This window comes from Pseudomonas sp. SLBN-26, assembly GCF_006715895.1.
Taxonomy (GTDB): domain Bacteria; phylum Pseudomonadota; class Gammaproteobacteria; order Pseudomonadales; family Pseudomonadaceae; genus Metapseudomonas; species Metapseudomonas otitidis.
Genome location: NZ_VFOB01000001.1, coordinates 2102829 through 2119347 on the forward strand (window position 1 = coordinate 2102829; position 16519 = coordinate 2119347).

Consider the following 16519-nt stretch of genomic DNA (forward strand, 5'->3'; position numbering starts at 1 on the left):
ACCACCAACGAAATGGGCCAGAGCAAGTACGGATGCTCACGCTCAACGAGCCAGCCAGGTGGGACTCAGGCAGAGCTCGTTACAAGCCAGAGCCAATTCCCCCTAAGCAAATACAAAGAAGCCGCCCATGAGGCGGCTTCCTTGCTCAGCCAGCCCAGACAGCTCACTTCCGTCCTGACATTCGAGGGTTTCGGAACATCGGGAGAAATAGAGAGAGCATGACCGAGAAGAAAAGCATGGAGAGGATCGTAACTATCAGGCCCAGAGCATTTGGGGCTGTAAGGGTTTCAGGCTCGGCATATCGCCAAATGACCAAGAAGGCCAATGCTGCACCAAGAGCCAACTGAATAGCGCTTGCCATGGTGCCTGCAGCGTCACTCAAAATGCCGAAGACATACTTGGTGATATGGTCTGTCCCGCGCTGAGTGGACACTGACTTTAGGTGGATAATGTCCACCGCAAGGAGTGTTCATGACCCAGACCAGACGACGTTTTCCCGAATCCTTCAAACGCGAGGCGGTAGACCAGGTACTTGCAGGCACGCCGCTTCGTCATGTAGCCGAGACGCTGGGCATCGCTGAAAGCCTGTTGGGCAAATGGAAGCGCCAGTACGAGCAGCAAGGTGACGATGCCTTTCCGGGCAACGGCAAGCAGCGAGGCGAGAGCGCGGAACTGCGTCGTCTACGCCAGCAACTGGCTCAGGTCACCATGGAGCGCGATGTTTTAAAAAAGGCGCTCGCCATCTTCTCGCAGCCCACGAAGTGAAGTTCCGCGCCATCGAGGCGTTGGCCGGTCGCTATCCCGTAGCGCCAATGTGTCGGCTGCTGCGGGTATCCCGCAGCGGCTTCTATGCATGGCAGCAGCGACCACCTTCGGCGAGAGAGATGGCGAATCGGCGTCTGAGCAAGGAGATCCGCACCATCCACCATGAGGTGAATGGGATCTATGGCCATCGCCGAATCAAGGCCGAGTTGGCGGCCATGGGGCATGCGTGTGGTCGACACCGAGTCGCTCGACTGATGCGCGAAGCCGGCCTGCGTGTTCGTTCGCGCAAGCGTTGGCGGCTGGTTTCCAGCAGTCGTCATGCTCTGCCGATTGCCCCGAACCATCTGGATCGCCAGTTCGCCTCGGATCGCGCCAATCGGCACTGGGTCTCGGACATGACCTACGTGCGGACGGCCCAAGGCTGGCTATATCTGGCCGTCGTGCTCGATCTCTATTCACGCGCTGTCGTCGGTTGGGCGATGCACCACCGCATGCAGCAGGCTTTGGTACATGCCGCGCTGGAGATGGCCGTTGCACGTCGACAGCCGAAAAAAGAAGTGCTGCTGCACTCGGATCGTGGCAGCCAATACTGCGCGTACGACTACCAGGCCTTGCTTCGGCGACATCGAATCGTGCCCAGCCATTCACGTCCGGGGAACTGCTGGGACAACGCCGCGATGGAGAGCTTCTTCCGTTCGCTGAAGGCTGAGCGGGTGTACCTGACTCGCTACGCCAGTTACCAGGAGGCGAAAACCGACCTGTTCGACTACATCCGCTTTTACAATCACCGCCGTCGCCACTCGACGTTGGGCTATCTCAGTCCGATGGAGTTTGAGCGGCGAAATGCGAGCAGTAGCTCTTAACTACCTGTCCACCAGTCCCGGGACAGACCAATATTCAGAATCCGACCTCTACGCATGTTTATGAACTTTGCAAAGCACGCTCCTATACAAAGCGGAATCATCAAGCATGCGTACCACTTCATAAGGGGGATCGGAGTCAAGCTAGCATTGATCAGCTCTTTCAAAGCTTGGTTCGTCGGGGCAAACATTAGCAGCGGGATGCCGCCCACGATGAACGAAACAGTTAGCTCTCTGCCTGCTTGTCCAAGCACCTGGAGAACTTCCGATCTAGGGGGAATCCAGCTCATTTATTCTCATCCTTCTGTAGTTATGGAGCTGACGGGCGAGTGGTGTGATCAAGCATTTCTTCGAGGATCATTACAACGCCAGGGAAGTGCGCCTGTGACTCCTGCACATGTTTTCCTTGTTTAGGGAAGATCCAGGCGTATGACGTTCTGCGGTTCGGGGTACTGGAGAAATCACCGCAGTCCTCTAACCAACGCTGGACAATCTCGTCGACCGTCTGCTGACAAATGCCATCTACTCGATCACCTTGAGCTTGCTTCATACGAATAGTTGGGACCACGAATGTCACTGCAAGCCGTCGATTCGACTCGCCCTTGAGATACCAGCAATCGTGCCAGGCCGCCCGCTGAGCTTTGCGCATGGTATTCAACCCGGACCCGTTGCGCCCTATACGCTGCCATGCCTGCTTGGCCTCAATGGCATACGACAATCTCTGATTAGAGATAAGCAGATCGCAGCGCCCTGGCCGGAGCTCACCTGATTCGACTGAAGGAGAGGGAATCTTCCCCCTCTTCTTGGTGCTGAACTCTTCCAGCGCTATCCAGCCCGGAAGGCTCCAGGCTGCACCGGCGAGTGTGCTAAGCGTGGCTCGCTCGTTGTACCACCAGCTTTTGTCTCCAGGAAATACTCTCTGGTATCGCCGCACCGATTCGATCCATGCTTTAAGTAACTTGCTTAGGTCTCGATCCTTTTCATAGGCGAAAACCCTCCATCGTTCTTCCACTGTGGCGCTCCCATAATGTAAGGGTGAATAGTCCCGGCTTTTCTAGAGATCGTCTTGCCTCAGAAAATACTGACTTGATGATATTCACCCTGCCCTTGGGCAGGGTAGTCAACTGACATGCAATTACTGGTCAGATCGAATGCAATCACTGATCAAGGCTGAGGCGATCAGCCGGTCAGGTCAGATGGAATTTCGCAGCAGTCGGACGGGGACGCCTAGTTCGGATGCAGGGGCAAGTTTTTTGGTCCCTTTTCACCGAGCTGGCGATCCAGCGATTGGAAAAGGGACTCGCCCGGGAGGGCGAAACAGAAAACACCAGCAGAACTCGATGATCAGCTTGTTCTCGAAATGTGGCCCTGAAAACACCACCCTCTACGTTCGGATAACCGAACGCCTTTCCCTCCAATATCCGAACCACCGAACAAAGCCCTTCCAAGCCCAACCACCCATAAAAATAAAAACCAATAAATTCAACTAGTTACAAACAAATCCCGACACCATACAGATGGCACGCATCCTGCCATTACAGATCCCCGACGGCGCCGAAAACCGCATCGCGCCGATAAGAACAAACAAAGTCGAGGACTGAAACACATGCGTACCCTTCCCAAGGTTCTGGCCGCCGCCATCGCTGCGACCCTGATTTCCGCTCCCGCCATCGCCGACGAACTGACCGGCACCCTGAAGAAGATCAAGGACAGCGGCACCATCGTCCTCGGTCACCGTGACGCCTCCATCCCGTTCTCCTACCTCGGCACCGAGCCGGGCAAGCCCATCGGCTACTCCCATGACCTGCAACTGAAGGTCGTCGAAGCCGTGAAGAAGGAGCTGGCCCTGCCGGACCTGAAGGTCCGCTACAACCTGGTCACCTCCCAGACCCGCATCCCGCTGGTGCAGAACGGCACCGTGGACATCGAGTGCGGCTCCACCACCAACAACCTCGAGCGCCAGAAGCAGGTCGACTTCTCCGTCGGCATCTTCGAAGTCGGCACCCGCCTGCTGTCGAAGAAGACCGCCGGCATCAACGACTTCGCCGACCTCAAGGGCAAGAACGTGGTGACCACCGCCGGCACCACCTCCGAGCGCCTGCTCAAGTCCATGAATGCCGAGAAGCAGATGGGCATGAACATCATCTCCGCCAAGGACCACGGCGAGTCCTTCCTGATGCTCGAGTCCGGCCGCGCCGTCGCCTTCATGATGGACGACGCCCTGCTCTACGGTGAGATGGCCAAGGCCAAGAAGCCCGACGACTGGGTCGTCACCGGCCAGCCGCAGTCCTACGAGATCTACGGCTGCATGGTTCGCAAGGGCGACGAAGCCTTCAAGAAGGTGGTCGACAAGGCCATCGCCGACGTCTTCGCCTCCGGCGAGATCAACGGCATCTACGACAAGTGGTTCACCCAGCCCATCCCGCCGAAGAACCTGAACCTGAACTTCCCCATGAGCGACGAGCTGAAGAAGCTGATCGCCACCCCCACCGACAAGTCGGCCGAAGAAATCTGACCTGTTGCGCCCGCCTCCCACAAGGAGGCAGGCCGGGCGTGAGGGCGAACGGGCGTACCACGCCGCCTTCGTCCCGTCCCCCTGCCAGCGGCAGGGGGCGCCCCCTTCCGCTGCCGTCAACCGCAGACCGACAAAGACCCTGAGGGGACCACCCTGATGAATTACAACTGGGACTGGGGCGTATTCTTCAAGTCCACCGGCATCGGCGATGAAATCTACCTGGACTGGTTCGTCACCGGCCTGGGCTGGACCATCGCCATCGCCCTGGTGGCCTGGATCGTCGCCTTGCTGCTGGGCTCGCTGCTCGGCGTGATGCGCACCGTGCCGAACCGCCTGGTGTCCGGCATTGCCACCACCTACGTGGAGATCTTCCGCAACGTACCGCTGCTGGTGCAGCTGTTCCTCTGGTACTTCCTGGTACCGGACCTTCTGCCCGAACCGCTGGAAATCTGGTTCAAGCAGGACCTCAACCCGGCCACCTCCGCCTACCTCAGCGTGGTCGTGTGCCTCGGCCTGTTCACCGCTGCCCGCGTCTGCGAGCAGGTGCGCACCGGTATCCAGGCCCTGCCCAAGGGCCAGCTCGGCGCCGCCCGTGCCCTGGGCTTCGGCCTGCCGGCCATCTACCGCTACGTGCTGCTGCCGCAGGCCTTCCGCATCATCATTCCGCCGCTGACCAGCGAGTTCCTCAACATCTTCAAGAACTCCTCGGTGGCCTCGCTGATCGGCCTGATGGAGCTGCTGGCGCAGACCAAGCAGACCGCCGAGTTCTCCGCCAACCTGTTCGAAGCCTTCACCCTGGCCACCCTCATCTACTTCACCCTGAACATGAGCCTGATGCTGCTCATGCGTCTGGTGGAGCGGAAGGTCGCCGTGCCCGGCCTGATCGCCGTAGGGGGTAAATGATGGATTTCTCCGCGATCATCCCCGCCCTTCCCGGCCTCGCCGACGGACTGCTGATGACCCTGCAGCTGATGGTGCTGGGCGTGCTGGGCGGCGTCGCCCTGGGCACCCTGCTGGCCCTGATGCGCCTGTCCCACAACCCGCTGCTGTCGAAGATCGCCGGGCTGTACGTGAACTACTTCCGCTCGATCCCGCTGCTGCTGGTGATCACCTGGTTCTACTTCGCGGTGCCCTTCATCCTGCGCTGGATCACCGGCGAGGACACCCCGGTCGGCGCGTTCACCTCGTGCCTGGTGGCCTTCATGATGTTCGAGGCCGCCTACTTCTGCGAGATCGTCCGTGCCGGCATCCAGGCCATCCCCAAGGGCCAGATGGGCGCGGCACAGGCCCTGGGCATGACCTACGGCCAGTGCATGCGGCTGATCATCCTGCCCCAGGCCTTCCGCAAGATGACCCCGCTGCTGCTGCAGCAGAGCATCATCCTGTTCCAGGACACCTCGCTGGTGTACACCGTCGGCCTGATGGACTTCCTCAATGCCGCCCGTTCCCGTGGCGACATCATCGGCCAGCCCCATGAGTTCCTCATCTTCGCCGGCCTGGTCTACTTCAGCATCAGCTTCATCGCCTCCCAGCTGGTCAAACTCCTGCAGAAAAGGTTAGCCGTATGATTTCCATCAAGAACGTCAACAAGTGGTACGGGGACTTCCAGGTGCTGACCGACTGCAGCACCGAGGTGAAGAAGGGCGAAGTGGTCGTGGTCTGCGGCCCGTCCGGCTCCGGCAAGTCCACCCTGATCAAGTGCGTCAACGCCCTGGAACCCTTCCAGAAGGGCGACATCATCGTCGACGGCACCTCCATCGCCGACAAGAACACCGACCTGCCCAAGCTGCGCTCCCGCGTCGGCATGGTGTTCCAGCACTTCGAGCTGTTCCCGCACCTGTCCATCACCGAGAACCTCACCATCGCCCAGGTCAAGGTCCTCGGCCGGGGCAAGGCCGAAGCGCTGGACAAGGGCCTCAAGCTGCTCGACCGCGTCGGCCTCAAGGCCCACGCCCACAAGCACCCCGGCCAGCTCTCCGGCGGCCAGCAGCAGCGCGTCGCCATCGCCCGCGCCCTGGCCATGGACCCGGTGGTGATGCTGTTCGACGAACCCACCTCCGCGCTGGACCCGGAGATGGTCAACGAAGTGCTCGACGTGATGGTCGAGCTGGCCCAGGAAGGCATGACCATGATGTGCGTGACCCACGAGATGGGCTTCGCCCGCAAGGTCGCCGACCGGGTCATCTTCATGGACCGCGGGCAGATCGTCGAAGACTGCGCCAAGGACGAGTTCTTCGGCGACGTCAGCCAGCGCTCCGACCGCGCCCAGCAGTTCCTCGCCAAGATCCTGCAACACTGACGCCTCACCGCCCCCGGCCTGCCGGGGGCCTTTCCCCTCTTCACAACAACAACAGGGAACCCGTCATGCACTCGAAGCGCCTCAGCCCCCTCGCCCTCGGCCTGCTCCTGGCCGCCGCCCACGGCAGCGTCCTCGCCGCGCCCCTTGAAGGCGGCGCCGTCGCCGCACCGGACAGCTACGGCGCCCAGGTCGCCGCCGACGTCCTCAAGGCCGGCGGCAACGCCGTGGACGCTGCCGTCGCCACCGCCTTCACCCTCGCCGTCACCTACCCCGAGGCCGGCAACATCGGCGGCGGCGGCTTCATGACGCTGTACATGGACGGCAAGCCCTACTTCCTCGACTACCGCGAGATCGCCCCCAAGGCCGCCAGCAAGACCATGTACCTGGACGACAAGGGCGAAGTGATCGAGAACCTCAGCCTGGTCGGCGCCCGTGCCGCCGGCGTACCCGGCACCGTGATGGGCCTGTGGGAGGCCCACCAGCGCTTCGGCAGCAAGCCCTGGAGCGAGCTGATCACCCCCGCCATCGGCTACGCCCGCAACGGCTTCAAGGTCGCCCAGCAGCAGTACCAGTATCGCGAGGACGCCCTCGCCCTGTTCAACGGCAAGACCAACTTCAACGACTACTTCGGCACCCTCAAGCCCGGCCAGACCTTCAAGCAGCCGGAGCTGGCCAGCACCCTCGAACGCATCGCCGCCAACGGCCCGGACGAGTTCTACAAGGGCAAGACCGCCCAGCTGCTGGTCGCCCAGATGAAACAGGACAACGGCCTGATCAGCGCCGAAGACCTGGCCGGCTACCGCGCCAAGTGGCGCGAGCCCATGCGCATCGACTGGCAGGGCAACACCCTCTACACCGCCCCGCTGCCCAGCTCCGGCGGCATCGCCCTGGCCCAGCTGATCGGCATCAAGGAAGCCCGCGCCGCCGACTTCAAAGGCGTCGAGCTGAACTCCGCGCGCTACATCCACCTGCTCGCCGAGATCGAGAAGCGCGTGTTCGCCGACCGCGCCGACTACCTGGGCGACCCGGACTTCTCCAAGGTGCCGGTGCAGCAGCTGACCGACCCGGCCTACATCGCCCAGCGCGCCCGCGAGGTGAACCCCGGCGCCATCTCCGCCACCGAGAAGGTCCGCCCCGGCCTGGAACCGCACCAGACCACCCACTTCTCCATCGTCGATGCCCAGGGCAACGCCGTCAGCAACACCTACACCCTCAACTGGGACTTCGGCAGCGGCGTGGTGGTCAAGGGCGCCGGCTTCCTGCTCAACGACGAGATGGACGACTTCAGCGCCAAGCCCGGCGTGGCCAACGCCTTTGGCGTGGTCGGCAGCGACGCCAACGCCATCGAACCCGGCAAGCGCATGCTCTCCTCCATGAGCCCGAGCATCGTCACCCGCGACGGCAAGGTCAGCCTGGTGCTCGGCACCCCCGGCGGCTCGCGCATCTTCACCTCGATCTTCCAGGTGCTGAACAACGTCTACGACTTCAAGCTGCCCCTGGAGAAGGCCGTGGCCGCCCAGCGCGTGCATCACCAGCTGCTGCCCAAGGACACGATCTACTACGACGCCCACGCCCCGCTCACCGGGCCGGTGGCCGAGCAGCTCAAGGCCATGGGCTACACCCTGGAGGACCAGGGCTGGAACATGGGCGACATCCAGGCCATCCGCGTCGATGGCAGCACCCTGGAAACCGCTTCCGACCCTCGCGGCCGTGGTGTCGGCCGGGTGGTGAAACACTGACCCAGGCGGCCCGCCGCCGACCGGGCGGCGGGCTGGCACGGCCCGGATGACTATGATGCAATGCCCCACCACCAGCCTCCGTGCCGTCCCGCCCGCCCTCACCGTGAAGCCGCGCCTGCTCCGCCACCTCTCGCTGACCCTCCTGCTGCTCCTGGCCATGCTGGGCGCCGGCTGGGTGGTCTATCACCTCAGCGAACAGGCCGGCATCCGCGCCCTGGCCAGCAACGGCGAACGCCAGCTGGAACTCCACGCCCGCGCCGTTGAGAGCGAGATCAACCGCTACACCTACCTGCCCAGCCTGCTGGAGCTGGAGTCCAGCGTCAGCCACCTGCTGCTCAACCCCACGCCCTACCGGCGCAACCTCGTCAACGACTACCTCGAAGGGCTCAACCGCCGCAGCGGCAGCCGCGCCACCTTCCTGCTCGACACCGAAGGCCGTGTGCTGGCCACCAGCAACTGGCGCGATGCCGACAGCTTCCTCGGTGAAGACCTGGCCTTCCGCGCCTACTACCAGGACGCCATGAAAGGCCTGCCGGGCCGCTTCTACGGCATCGGCAGCACCACCGGCGAAGCCGGCTACTACCTGGCCCACGGCCTGCGCTACCAGCAGCGGATCATCGGCGTCGCCGTGGTCAAGGTGAAGCTGGAGGCCCTGCAGGAGCGCTGGGAAAAGGCCCGCCTGCACGCCTTCGTCAGCGACGAGAACGGCATCATCATCCTCTCCAGCGACCCGGCCCTGCGCATGAAGGCGGTCCGCCCGCTGTCCGCCGACGACCGGGAGCGCCTGGCCCGCAGCCTGCAATACCACTGGTCGGCCCTCGACGAATGGCAGCCCAGCGCCCGCCAGGACCTGGGCGAAGGCCTGGAGATCATCAGCTTCCCCAACGGCGAAGGTACCGGCAGCGTCGCCTACCTCTCGCAGGCGCGCCTCCTCAACGACACCCGCTGGCACTTCACCCTGCTCTCGCCCCTGGCCGACCTGCGCCGCGAAGCGGTGATCCACGGCCTGCTCGCCGCCGCCGGGCTGGCCCTGCTGGCCTTCCTCGGCATCGCCTGGAACGAACGGCGCAAGGTCCTCGCCACCCGCCTCGCCGCCCGCGAAGCCCTGCTGGCCGCCAACAACGAACTGGAACGCAAGATCGGCGAGCGCACCCAGGACCTCATCGCCAGCAACCAGCGCCTGATGGACGAGATCCGCGAGCGCAAGCAGACCGAGGAAAATCTGCGCAAGGCCCAGGACGGCCTGGTGCAGGCCGGCAAGCTGGCGGTCATCGGGCAGATGTCCACCAGCATCGCCCACGAACTCAACCAGCCCCTCGCCGCCCTGCGCACCCTCTCCGGCAACACCGTGCGCTTCCTCGCCCGGGGCGCCCTCGACGTGGCCAGCACCAACCTCACCGCCATCAACGAACTGGTGGACCGCATGGGCCGCATCACCGCCAGCCTGCGCGCCTTCGCCCGCCGCGCCGACGACCATGGCCAGGCCTCCCTCGGCAAGGCCGTGGACGCCGCGCTGTTCATCCTCCACACCCGACTGGAGAAGAGCCCCATCACCCTGCACCGCACCTGCGCCGAAGCCGAACTGGCCATCGACCAGACGCGCCTGGAGCAGATCCTGGTCAACCTCATCGCCAACGCCCTGGACGCCCTTGCCGGCCACGACGACGGCCAGATCTGGCTGGAAGGCCGCGACGAACAGGGCCGCTACCGCCTGGAAGTACGCGACAACGGCCCCGGCATCGCCCCCGACGCCCGCGTGCACCTGTTCGAGCCCTTCTTCACCACCAAGCCCGGCGAGCACGGCCTCGGCCTGGGGCTGACCCTCTCCGCCAGCCTGGCCACCGCTGCCGGCGGCAGCCTCGGCGTGCGCCACCCGGAAGCCGGCGGCACCGCCTTCGAACTGCTCCTGCCCTACGCCGCTCACCGCGAGCCCGCGCCGAGGACCCCGACATGACCGAGCCCCTCACCGTCCTCATCGTCGAAGACGATCCCCACGTGCTGCTGGGCTGCCAGCAGGCGCTGATCCTCGAGGACATCCCCTGCATCGGCGTCGGCAGTGCCGAGGACGCGCTGGCCCAGGTCGGCGCCGACTTCGCCGGCATCGTCATCACCGACATCCGCCTGCCGGGCATCGACGGCCTGGAGCTGCTCAGCCGCCTCAAGGCCCGCGACCGCAGCCTGCCGGTGGTGCTGATCACCGGCCACGGCGACATCAGCATGGCGGTCAACGCCATGCGCGACGGCGCCTACGACTTCATGGAGAAACCCTTTTCCCCCGAGCGCCTGGTGGAGGTCGCCCGCCGTGCCCTGGAAAAACGCAGCCTCGACCGCGAGGTCAGCGCCCTGCGCCGCCAACTGGCCGGGCGCCAGTCCCTGGAGCAGCGCATCATCGGCCGCTCCCCGGCGATCCAGGCCCTGCGCGAGCTGATCGCCAACGTCGCCGACACCGCCGCCAACGTACTGATCGAAGGCGAGACCGGCACCGGCAAGGAGCTGGTCGCCCGCTGCCTGCACGACTACAGCCGCCGCCGCGACCACGAGTTCGTCGCCCTCAACTGCGGCGGCCTGCCGGAAAACCTGTTCGACAGCGAGATCTTCGGCCACGAGGCCCACGCCTTCACCGGCGCCGGCAAGCGCCGCATCGGCAAGATCGAGCACGCCAACAAGGGCACCCTGTTCCTCGACGAGATCGAGAGCATGCCCATCAACCTGCAGATCAAGTTCCTCCGCGTGCTGCAGGAGCAGACCCTGGAGCGCCTCGGCTCGAACCAGCCGATCCCGGTGGACTGCCGGGTGATCGCCGCCACCAAGACCGACCTGGACGACGCCGGCAAGGCCGGCACCTTCCGCAGCGACCTGTACTACCGCCTCAACGTGGTGACCCTGGAACTGCCGCCCCTGCGCGAGCGGCGCGAAGACATCCTCATGCTCTTCGAGCACTTCCTGCAGCTCGCCTCCCTGCGCTTCGACCGCCCCGCGCCCACCCTGGACAACGCCACCGCCTCCAGCCTCATGGCCCACGACTGGCCGGGCAACGTACGCGAGCTGCGCAACGTCGCCGAGCGCTACGCCCTCGGCCTGCCGGCGCTGAAGAAGAGCGGCCAGGCGCCCGACGGCAATGCCCCGTCCTTCGCCGAAGCGGTGGAAGTCTTCGAGCGCAACCTCATCGGCCAGGCCCTGGAGCGCCACGCCGGCAACATCAGCCAGGCCGCCCTCAGCCTCGGCATGGCCAAGACCACCCTGTTCGACAAGGTCAAGAAGTACGGCCTCTGAATCCGCCGGGCGGGTCGGGTGTGAACCCGATGGCGGCAGGGCCGAACCGTTTTGTGGTCCAATGCCGCCCCTCGTCAGACAAGGACGCACGATGACCACACGGATACTCGCCCTGCCCCTGCTCGCCACCACGCTCCTGCTGGGTGGCTGCGACAGTGATTTCGCCACCCTCACCTTCGAGCGCTCGGTGCGCAAGGCCCCGTTCGGTGACGAACTCCTGCCGGTCTACCGCGAGCAGCTGGAGGCGCTGATGCAGGCACAAGGCATCGACCCGACCCGCATCACCCCACGCATCAAGAACAGCCTGGGCACGGAGCTGGTGCTCAGCGAACCGATCTTCGGCGGCCTGGAACCGGCCCAGAAGAGCGCCCTGCAGGCCGCCCTCAAGGCCATCGTCGATGCCCGCCAAGCACCGCTGGACATGCACCTGACCCTGCACCCCGACGACATACCCCCGAGCCTCCCCCGTGCACGGGAAAAAGCCCTCGAACTACCCCGCGAGTACGACGCCCACTTCACCCTCGACGCGGTGTCCCTCAGCGTGGCGTTCGGCATGACCGACCTGGTCAACGCAGCCCTGAAGGGCTCGCTGAACATGCAGAGCGAGGTGATGTGCAACGTCACCGCGCAGTTCGAACCCGCCCTGCCCTTCATCGGCATGAAGGTGCCGGAAGAGGAAGGCCCCTACCGCACCCTGATGGTGAAGGACCTCGCCAGCGCTTACTCCTACGACGAGATCCCGGTGGAGGTGCGTTTCGCCGACCCGGACCTGCAGGCCCTGGTGAGCCAGCAGAAGGTGCAGGTCACCTCGGCCATTACCGACCGCTCGACCCCCTTCCGCAACAAACGCGGCCTGAAGCAGTTCGAGTTCATCATCGGCCCCGTCGGCACCGTCAATCACGAGAACGCCAAGGTGGATTTCTATTCCCACACCGACCTGGCGGTGAAATGCGAGCACCTGGCCGGCGCCCTTGGCCGCCCCTTCAGTTACAAGCTGGGCGACTCGCTGGATCGGCTGGCTTCGGTGGTCTTCTACTGAGGCACGGCGGGGTGGCGGCACGGGCCACCCCATTGATCGAAATCCGGTTGGGCGCCAGCGCGGATAGCTGTATAAATAGCCAGCCATTCGCCCACCCTGTTCCGCCATGCCCAGCGCCCTCGACGACCCGTTCTATTACCTGAACAACTTCCACACCGTGCTCGACTGGATCGGCTCGCGCTACGACGACCTGCTGCTGGATGAGGAGCGCACCTTCCTCGCCGCCTTCGCCGGGCTGCCGCGCGAAGCCCAGGCGCTGCTGGTGCGCATGGTGATGCGCAAGGGCGAGCGCTTCCGCGAGAGCAAGCTGGTGTACGCCGAGATCGGCCCCACCCGCGAAGCGGTGCGCCCGCTGCTGGCGCTGGGCTGGGTGGATGCAGCGCCCGCGCTGGACCTGGAGCAGCTGTTCGCCCTGCTGCGCAAACCGGAGATCGCCGCCTGCTTCGGCGCCGAGCTGGGCCGGGGTGACGCACGCAAGGCCGAGCAACTGGCGCGGCTGCAGCCCCTGTACTCCGAACCGCGCCCCTTCGATGCCTGGTGCCCGACGCTGGACGACCGCGTCTACGCGCTGCGCCTGATGCCCCTGTGCGATCGGCTGCGGCTGATGTTCTTCGGCAACCTGACCCAGGACTGGTCCGAGTTCGTGCTCGCCGACCTGGGCATCCACCAGTACGAGCAGGTGGCGCTGGAAGCCGATGCCCGCGGCTTCCGCCACCGCGACGACGTGGACCTGTACCTGCACCTGCACCGGTGCCGCGAGCGGCTGGAAGCCGGCGACGCCTGCCCGGCCATGTTGCTGGCGGACATCCCCCCGGCCAACGACAACCCCTGGCTGCAAGGCCGGCGCGCACGGCTGCTGTTCCAGCTCGGCCAGCACTGCGAACGCCTTGGCGAGCTGGACCTGGCCCTGGCCGTCTACCGCGACTGCCCCTGGCCCGGCGCACGCATCCGCCAGTTGCGGGTACTGGAGCGCCTGGAAGCCTTCGAGCAGGCCCATACGCTCGCCCTGGCCCTGGCCGACGCCCCCGGCGACGAGGAAGAGCGCCAACACCTGGCGCGCATCCTCCCGCGCCTGCAGCGCAAGCTCGGCCTGCCCCGCGCCGGCGCCCGCAAGCCGGCACCGGTGGAGCGGCTGGACCTGCACCTGCCGCGCCCCGAGCCGTTCGTCTCGGTGGAGCACAGCGTGCTGGCCCACCTCAGCGACGACGACGGGCCAGTGCACTACGTCGAGAACACGCTGATCAACTCGCTGTTCGGCCTGCTGTGCTGGGAGGCCATCTTCCACCCGCTGCCCGGGGCCTTCTTCCACCCCTTCCATGCCGGCCCGGCCGACCTGCTGGCCCCGGACTTCCATGCCCGGCGCGCCGAGCGCTTCGCCGCCTGCCTGGCCCGGCTGGACGACGGCAGCTGGCGCGACGCCATGCGCCACACCTACCGCACCAAGTACGGCCTGCAATCGCCCTTCGTCTACTGGGGCATGCTGGACGAGCCCCTGCTGGAGCAGGCCCTGCATTGCCTGCCGGCCGACCACCTGAAGCACTGGTTCCGCCGCCTGCTGCAGAACATCAAAGCCAACCGTGCCGGGTTGCCGGACCTGATCCGCTTCTGGCCCGGCCAGGGGCGCTACCAGATGATCGAAGTGAAGGGCCCCGGCGACCGCCTGCAGGACAACCAGCTGCGCTGGCTGGACTTCTGCGCCGAGCACGGCATGCCGGTGAGCGTGTGCTACGTGCAATGGGCCGACACCGAGGCCCTCCCGGCATGAGCTACCGCGTGGCGGTGCGGGCCCTGTGCGAGTTCACCGCCAAGCGCGGCGACCTCGACCTGCGCTTCACCCCCTCCCCCACAGCCCAGGAAGGCATCGCCGGCCACGCCCTGGTGGCGGCCCGGCGGGGCAACGGCTACCAGCGCGAAGTGCCCCTGGCCGGCGCGTTCGGCCCGCTGCAGGTGCGCGGCCGCGCCGACGGCTACGACCCGGCAGGCAACCGCCTGGAAGAAGTGAAGACCCACCGCGGCGACCTGGCCCGCCAGCCCGACAACCACCGTCACCTGCACTGGGCCCAGGTGCGCGTCTACGGCTGGCTGCTGTGCGCCGAACGCGGACTGGACGAGGTGGAGCTGGCCCTGGTCTACCTCGATGTCGCCAGCCAGAAGGAAACCACCTTCACCACCCGCGCCAGCGCCGCCGAACTGCGGGCCTTCTTCGAGACCCAGTGCCAGGCCTTCCTCGCCTGGGCCGAACAGGAGCTGGCCCACCAGGCCCGGCGTGACGGTGCCCTGCAGGTCCTGCGCTTTCCCCATGCCAGCTTCCGCCTCGGCCAGCGGGAACTGGCCGAGGCGGTTTACAAGGCCGCCAGCACCGGCTGCTGCCTGATGGCCCAGGCGCCCACCGGCATCGGCAAGACCCTGGCCACCCTGTTCCCCCAGCTCAAGGCCCTGGGCGGCGGGCGCCTGGAGCGCCTGTTCTTCCTCGCCGCCAAGACCCCCGGCCGGCAACTGGCCCTGCACAGCCTGGCGACCCTGCGCGACAGCGTGGACACGCTGCCCGTGCGGGTGCTGGAGCTGACCGCCCGCGACAAGGCCTGCGAACACCCCGGCAGCGCCTGCCACGGCGACGCCTGCCCCCTGGCACGGGGCTTCTACGACCGCCTGCCGGCTGCCCGCGAGGCGGCTGCGGAACGGTGCTGGCTGGACCGCGCCGCCCTGCGCGAGGTGGCCCTGGCCCACAACGTCTGCCCCTATTACCTGGGCCAGGAGATGGCGCGCTGGAGCGACGTCGTGGTGGGGGACTACAACTACTACCTCGACCTCGGCGCCCTGCTCTTCGGCCTTGCCCAGCTCAACCAGTGGCAGGTGGGCGTGCTGGTGGACGAAGCCCACAACCTGGTGGAGCGCGCCCGCGCCATGTACAGCGCCGAGTTGCGCCAGGGCGCGCTGAAGGCCCTGGTCCGCAGCGTGCCCGGCCCGCTGAGGAAGCCCCTGGAGCGGGTGCAGCGCAGCTGGAGCGAGCTGAACAAGGCCCAGCTGGTGGATTACCAGGCCTACGACGAACCCCCGCAGAAGCTTCTGGGCGCGCTGCAGAACGCGGTCACCGCCATCACCGACCACCTGGCGGAACAGCCCGGCGCGCCGCTGGACCCGGCGCTGATGACGTTCTACTTCGACGCCCTGCACTTCACCCGCATGGCCGAACTCTTCGACACCCATTCGCTGTTCGACCTGAACGCCTACGGCAGCGGCCGCAACCGCCAGTCCACCCTGTGCCTGCGCAACCTGGTGCCGGCCCCCTTCATCGGCCCGCGCCTGGAAGCCAGTCGGTCCACCGTGCTGTTCTCCGCCACCCTCAACCCGCGCCGCTACTACAGCGACCTGCTGGGGGTGCCGGGCAACACGCCGTGGCTGGAGGTGCAATCCCCCTTCACCGCCGAGCAGCTGCAGGTGCGGGTAGCCCAGCACCTCTCCACCCGCTACCAGCACCGGGCGCAATCCCTGGAGCCCATCGTCGAACTGATGGCCGACCAGTTCTACCAGCGCCCCGGCCATTACCTGGCGTTCTTCAGCAGCTACCAGTATCTGGAACAGGTGGCCACGCTGTTCACCGAGCGGCACCCCTTCATCCCGGCCTGGAGCCAGTCGCGGAGCATGGGCGAGGCCGAGCGCCTGGCCTTTCTCGAACGCTTCACCGAGGGCGGGCGCGGCATCGGCTTCGCCGTGCTCGGCGGGGCCTTCGGCGAAGGCATCGACCTGCCCGGCGAGCGCCTCATCGGTGCCTTCATCGCCACCCTCGGCCTGCCCCAGGTGAACCCGGTGAACGAGCAGTTGAAGCAGCGCATGGGCGCAATCTTCCAGGCTGGCTACGACTACACCTACCTCTACCCGGGCCTGCAGAAAGTGGTACAGGCCGCCGGCCGGGTGATCCGTACCCAGGGTGACCGGGGCGTGGTGCACCTGATGGACGAACGCTTCGCCCAACCCGAGATCCGCCGGCTGCTGCCCAGCTGGTGGCGGGTGGAGATGGGGTGAGACCGC

The 16519-nt window shown here is 65.7% G+C and carries 11 protein-coding genes and 1 pseudogene; 11 read left to right on the forward strand and 1 reads right to left on the reverse strand.

The genetic code is table 11. The annotated features are described in order from the left end of the window. The first annotated feature begins 471 nt into the window (after positions 1-471). Positions 472-1628, forward strand: a protein-coding gene (locus FBY21_RS09715; RefSeq protein WP_409563791.1) for an IS3 family transposase whose coding sequence is annotated in 2 segments (ribosomal slippage) — positions 472-732 and positions 735-1628 — 1155 coding nt in all. Because the reading frame shifts where the segments join, the coding sequence is not laid out codon by codon here. 307 nt (positions 1629-1935) lie between these two features. Here the strand turns inward: FBY21_RS09715 and FBY21_RS09720 are convergent. After that, a complete protein-coding gene (locus tag FBY21_RS09720) occupies positions 1936-2637 on the reverse strand; it encodes a hypothetical protein (protein WP_142010667.1) in 702 nt (233 codons plus the stop codon). Between the two features lie 594 nt (positions 2638-3231). On the opposite strand from FBY21_RS09720, the gene FBY21_RS09725 reads away from it, so the two are divergent. The 10 genes and pseudogenes from FBY21_RS09725 to FBY21_RS09770 all read left to right on the forward strand — a co-directional run bounded on the left by FBY21_RS09725 (position 3232) and on the right by FBY21_RS09770 (position 16513). Further along, positions 3232-4140: a glutamate/aspartate ABC transporter substrate-binding protein gene (locus tag FBY21_RS09725; protein WP_074969385.1), complete on the forward strand. Its 909-nt coding sequence runs from the start codon at positions 3232-3234 to the stop codon at positions 4138-4140. Between the two features lie 156 nt (positions 4141-4296). Beyond that, positions 4297-5043 carry an amino acid ABC transporter permease gene (locus FBY21_RS09730; protein ID WP_069565661.1) on the forward strand — a complete coding sequence of 249 codons (747 nt, stop codon included), beginning with the start codon at positions 4297-4299 and terminating at the stop codon, positions 5041-5043. Continuing rightward, the gene (locus tag FBY21_RS09735; protein ID WP_164707494.1) at positions 5040-5708 is read left to right on the forward strand and encodes an amino acid ABC transporter permease; all 669 of its coding nucleotides are present in this window, start codon (positions 5040-5042) and stop codon (positions 5706-5708) included. Before FBY21_RS09730 ends, FBY21_RS09735 begins: the two co-directional genes overlap by 4 nt. Further along, entirely contained in the window at positions 5705-6439 is a 735-nt protein-coding gene (locus FBY21_RS09740; RefSeq protein WP_044412655.1) for an amino acid ABC transporter ATP-binding protein, read from the forward strand. The genes FBY21_RS09735 and FBY21_RS09740 overlap by 4 nt, the downstream gene beginning before the upstream one ends. A 65-nt stretch (positions 6440-6504) precedes the next feature. Then, positions 6505-8178 (forward strand): gamma-glutamyltransferase, encoded by a 1674-nt coding sequence (ggt, locus tag FBY21_RS09745; protein WP_074969381.1) that lies wholly within the window; start codon positions 6505-6507, stop codon positions 8176-8178. A 60-nt stretch (positions 8179-8238) separates the two neighbouring features. Then, a pseudogene (locus FBY21_RS09750) lies at positions 8239-10132 on the forward strand (ATP-binding protein). Next, positions 10129-11451: a sigma-54-dependent transcriptional regulator gene (locus FBY21_RS09755; RefSeq protein ID WP_044412663.1), complete on the forward strand. Its 1323-nt coding sequence runs from the start codon at positions 10129-10131 to the stop codon at positions 11449-11451. The pseudogene FBY21_RS09750 and the gene FBY21_RS09755 overlap by 4 nt, the downstream one beginning before the upstream one ends. A 91-nt stretch (positions 11452-11542) precedes the next feature. Beyond that, positions 11543-12490: a hypothetical protein gene (locus FBY21_RS09760; RefSeq protein WP_142010670.1), complete on the forward strand. Its 948-nt coding sequence runs from the start codon at positions 11543-11545 to the stop codon at positions 12488-12490. A gap of 106 nt (positions 12491-12596) precedes the next feature. Beyond that, on the forward strand, positions 12597-14255 hold the full coding sequence (locus tag FBY21_RS09765; protein ID WP_142010672.1) for a VRR-NUC domain-containing protein: 1659 nt from the start codon (positions 12597-12599) through the stop codon (positions 14253-14255). Then, complete coding sequence (locus tag FBY21_RS09770) at positions 14252-16513, forward strand: ATP-dependent DNA helicase (protein ID WP_142010674.1); 2262 nt, start codon at positions 14252-14254, stop codon at positions 16511-16513. The genes FBY21_RS09765 and FBY21_RS09770 overlap by 4 nt, the downstream gene beginning before the upstream one ends. The last annotated feature ends 6 nt before the right edge of the window (positions 16514-16519 follow it).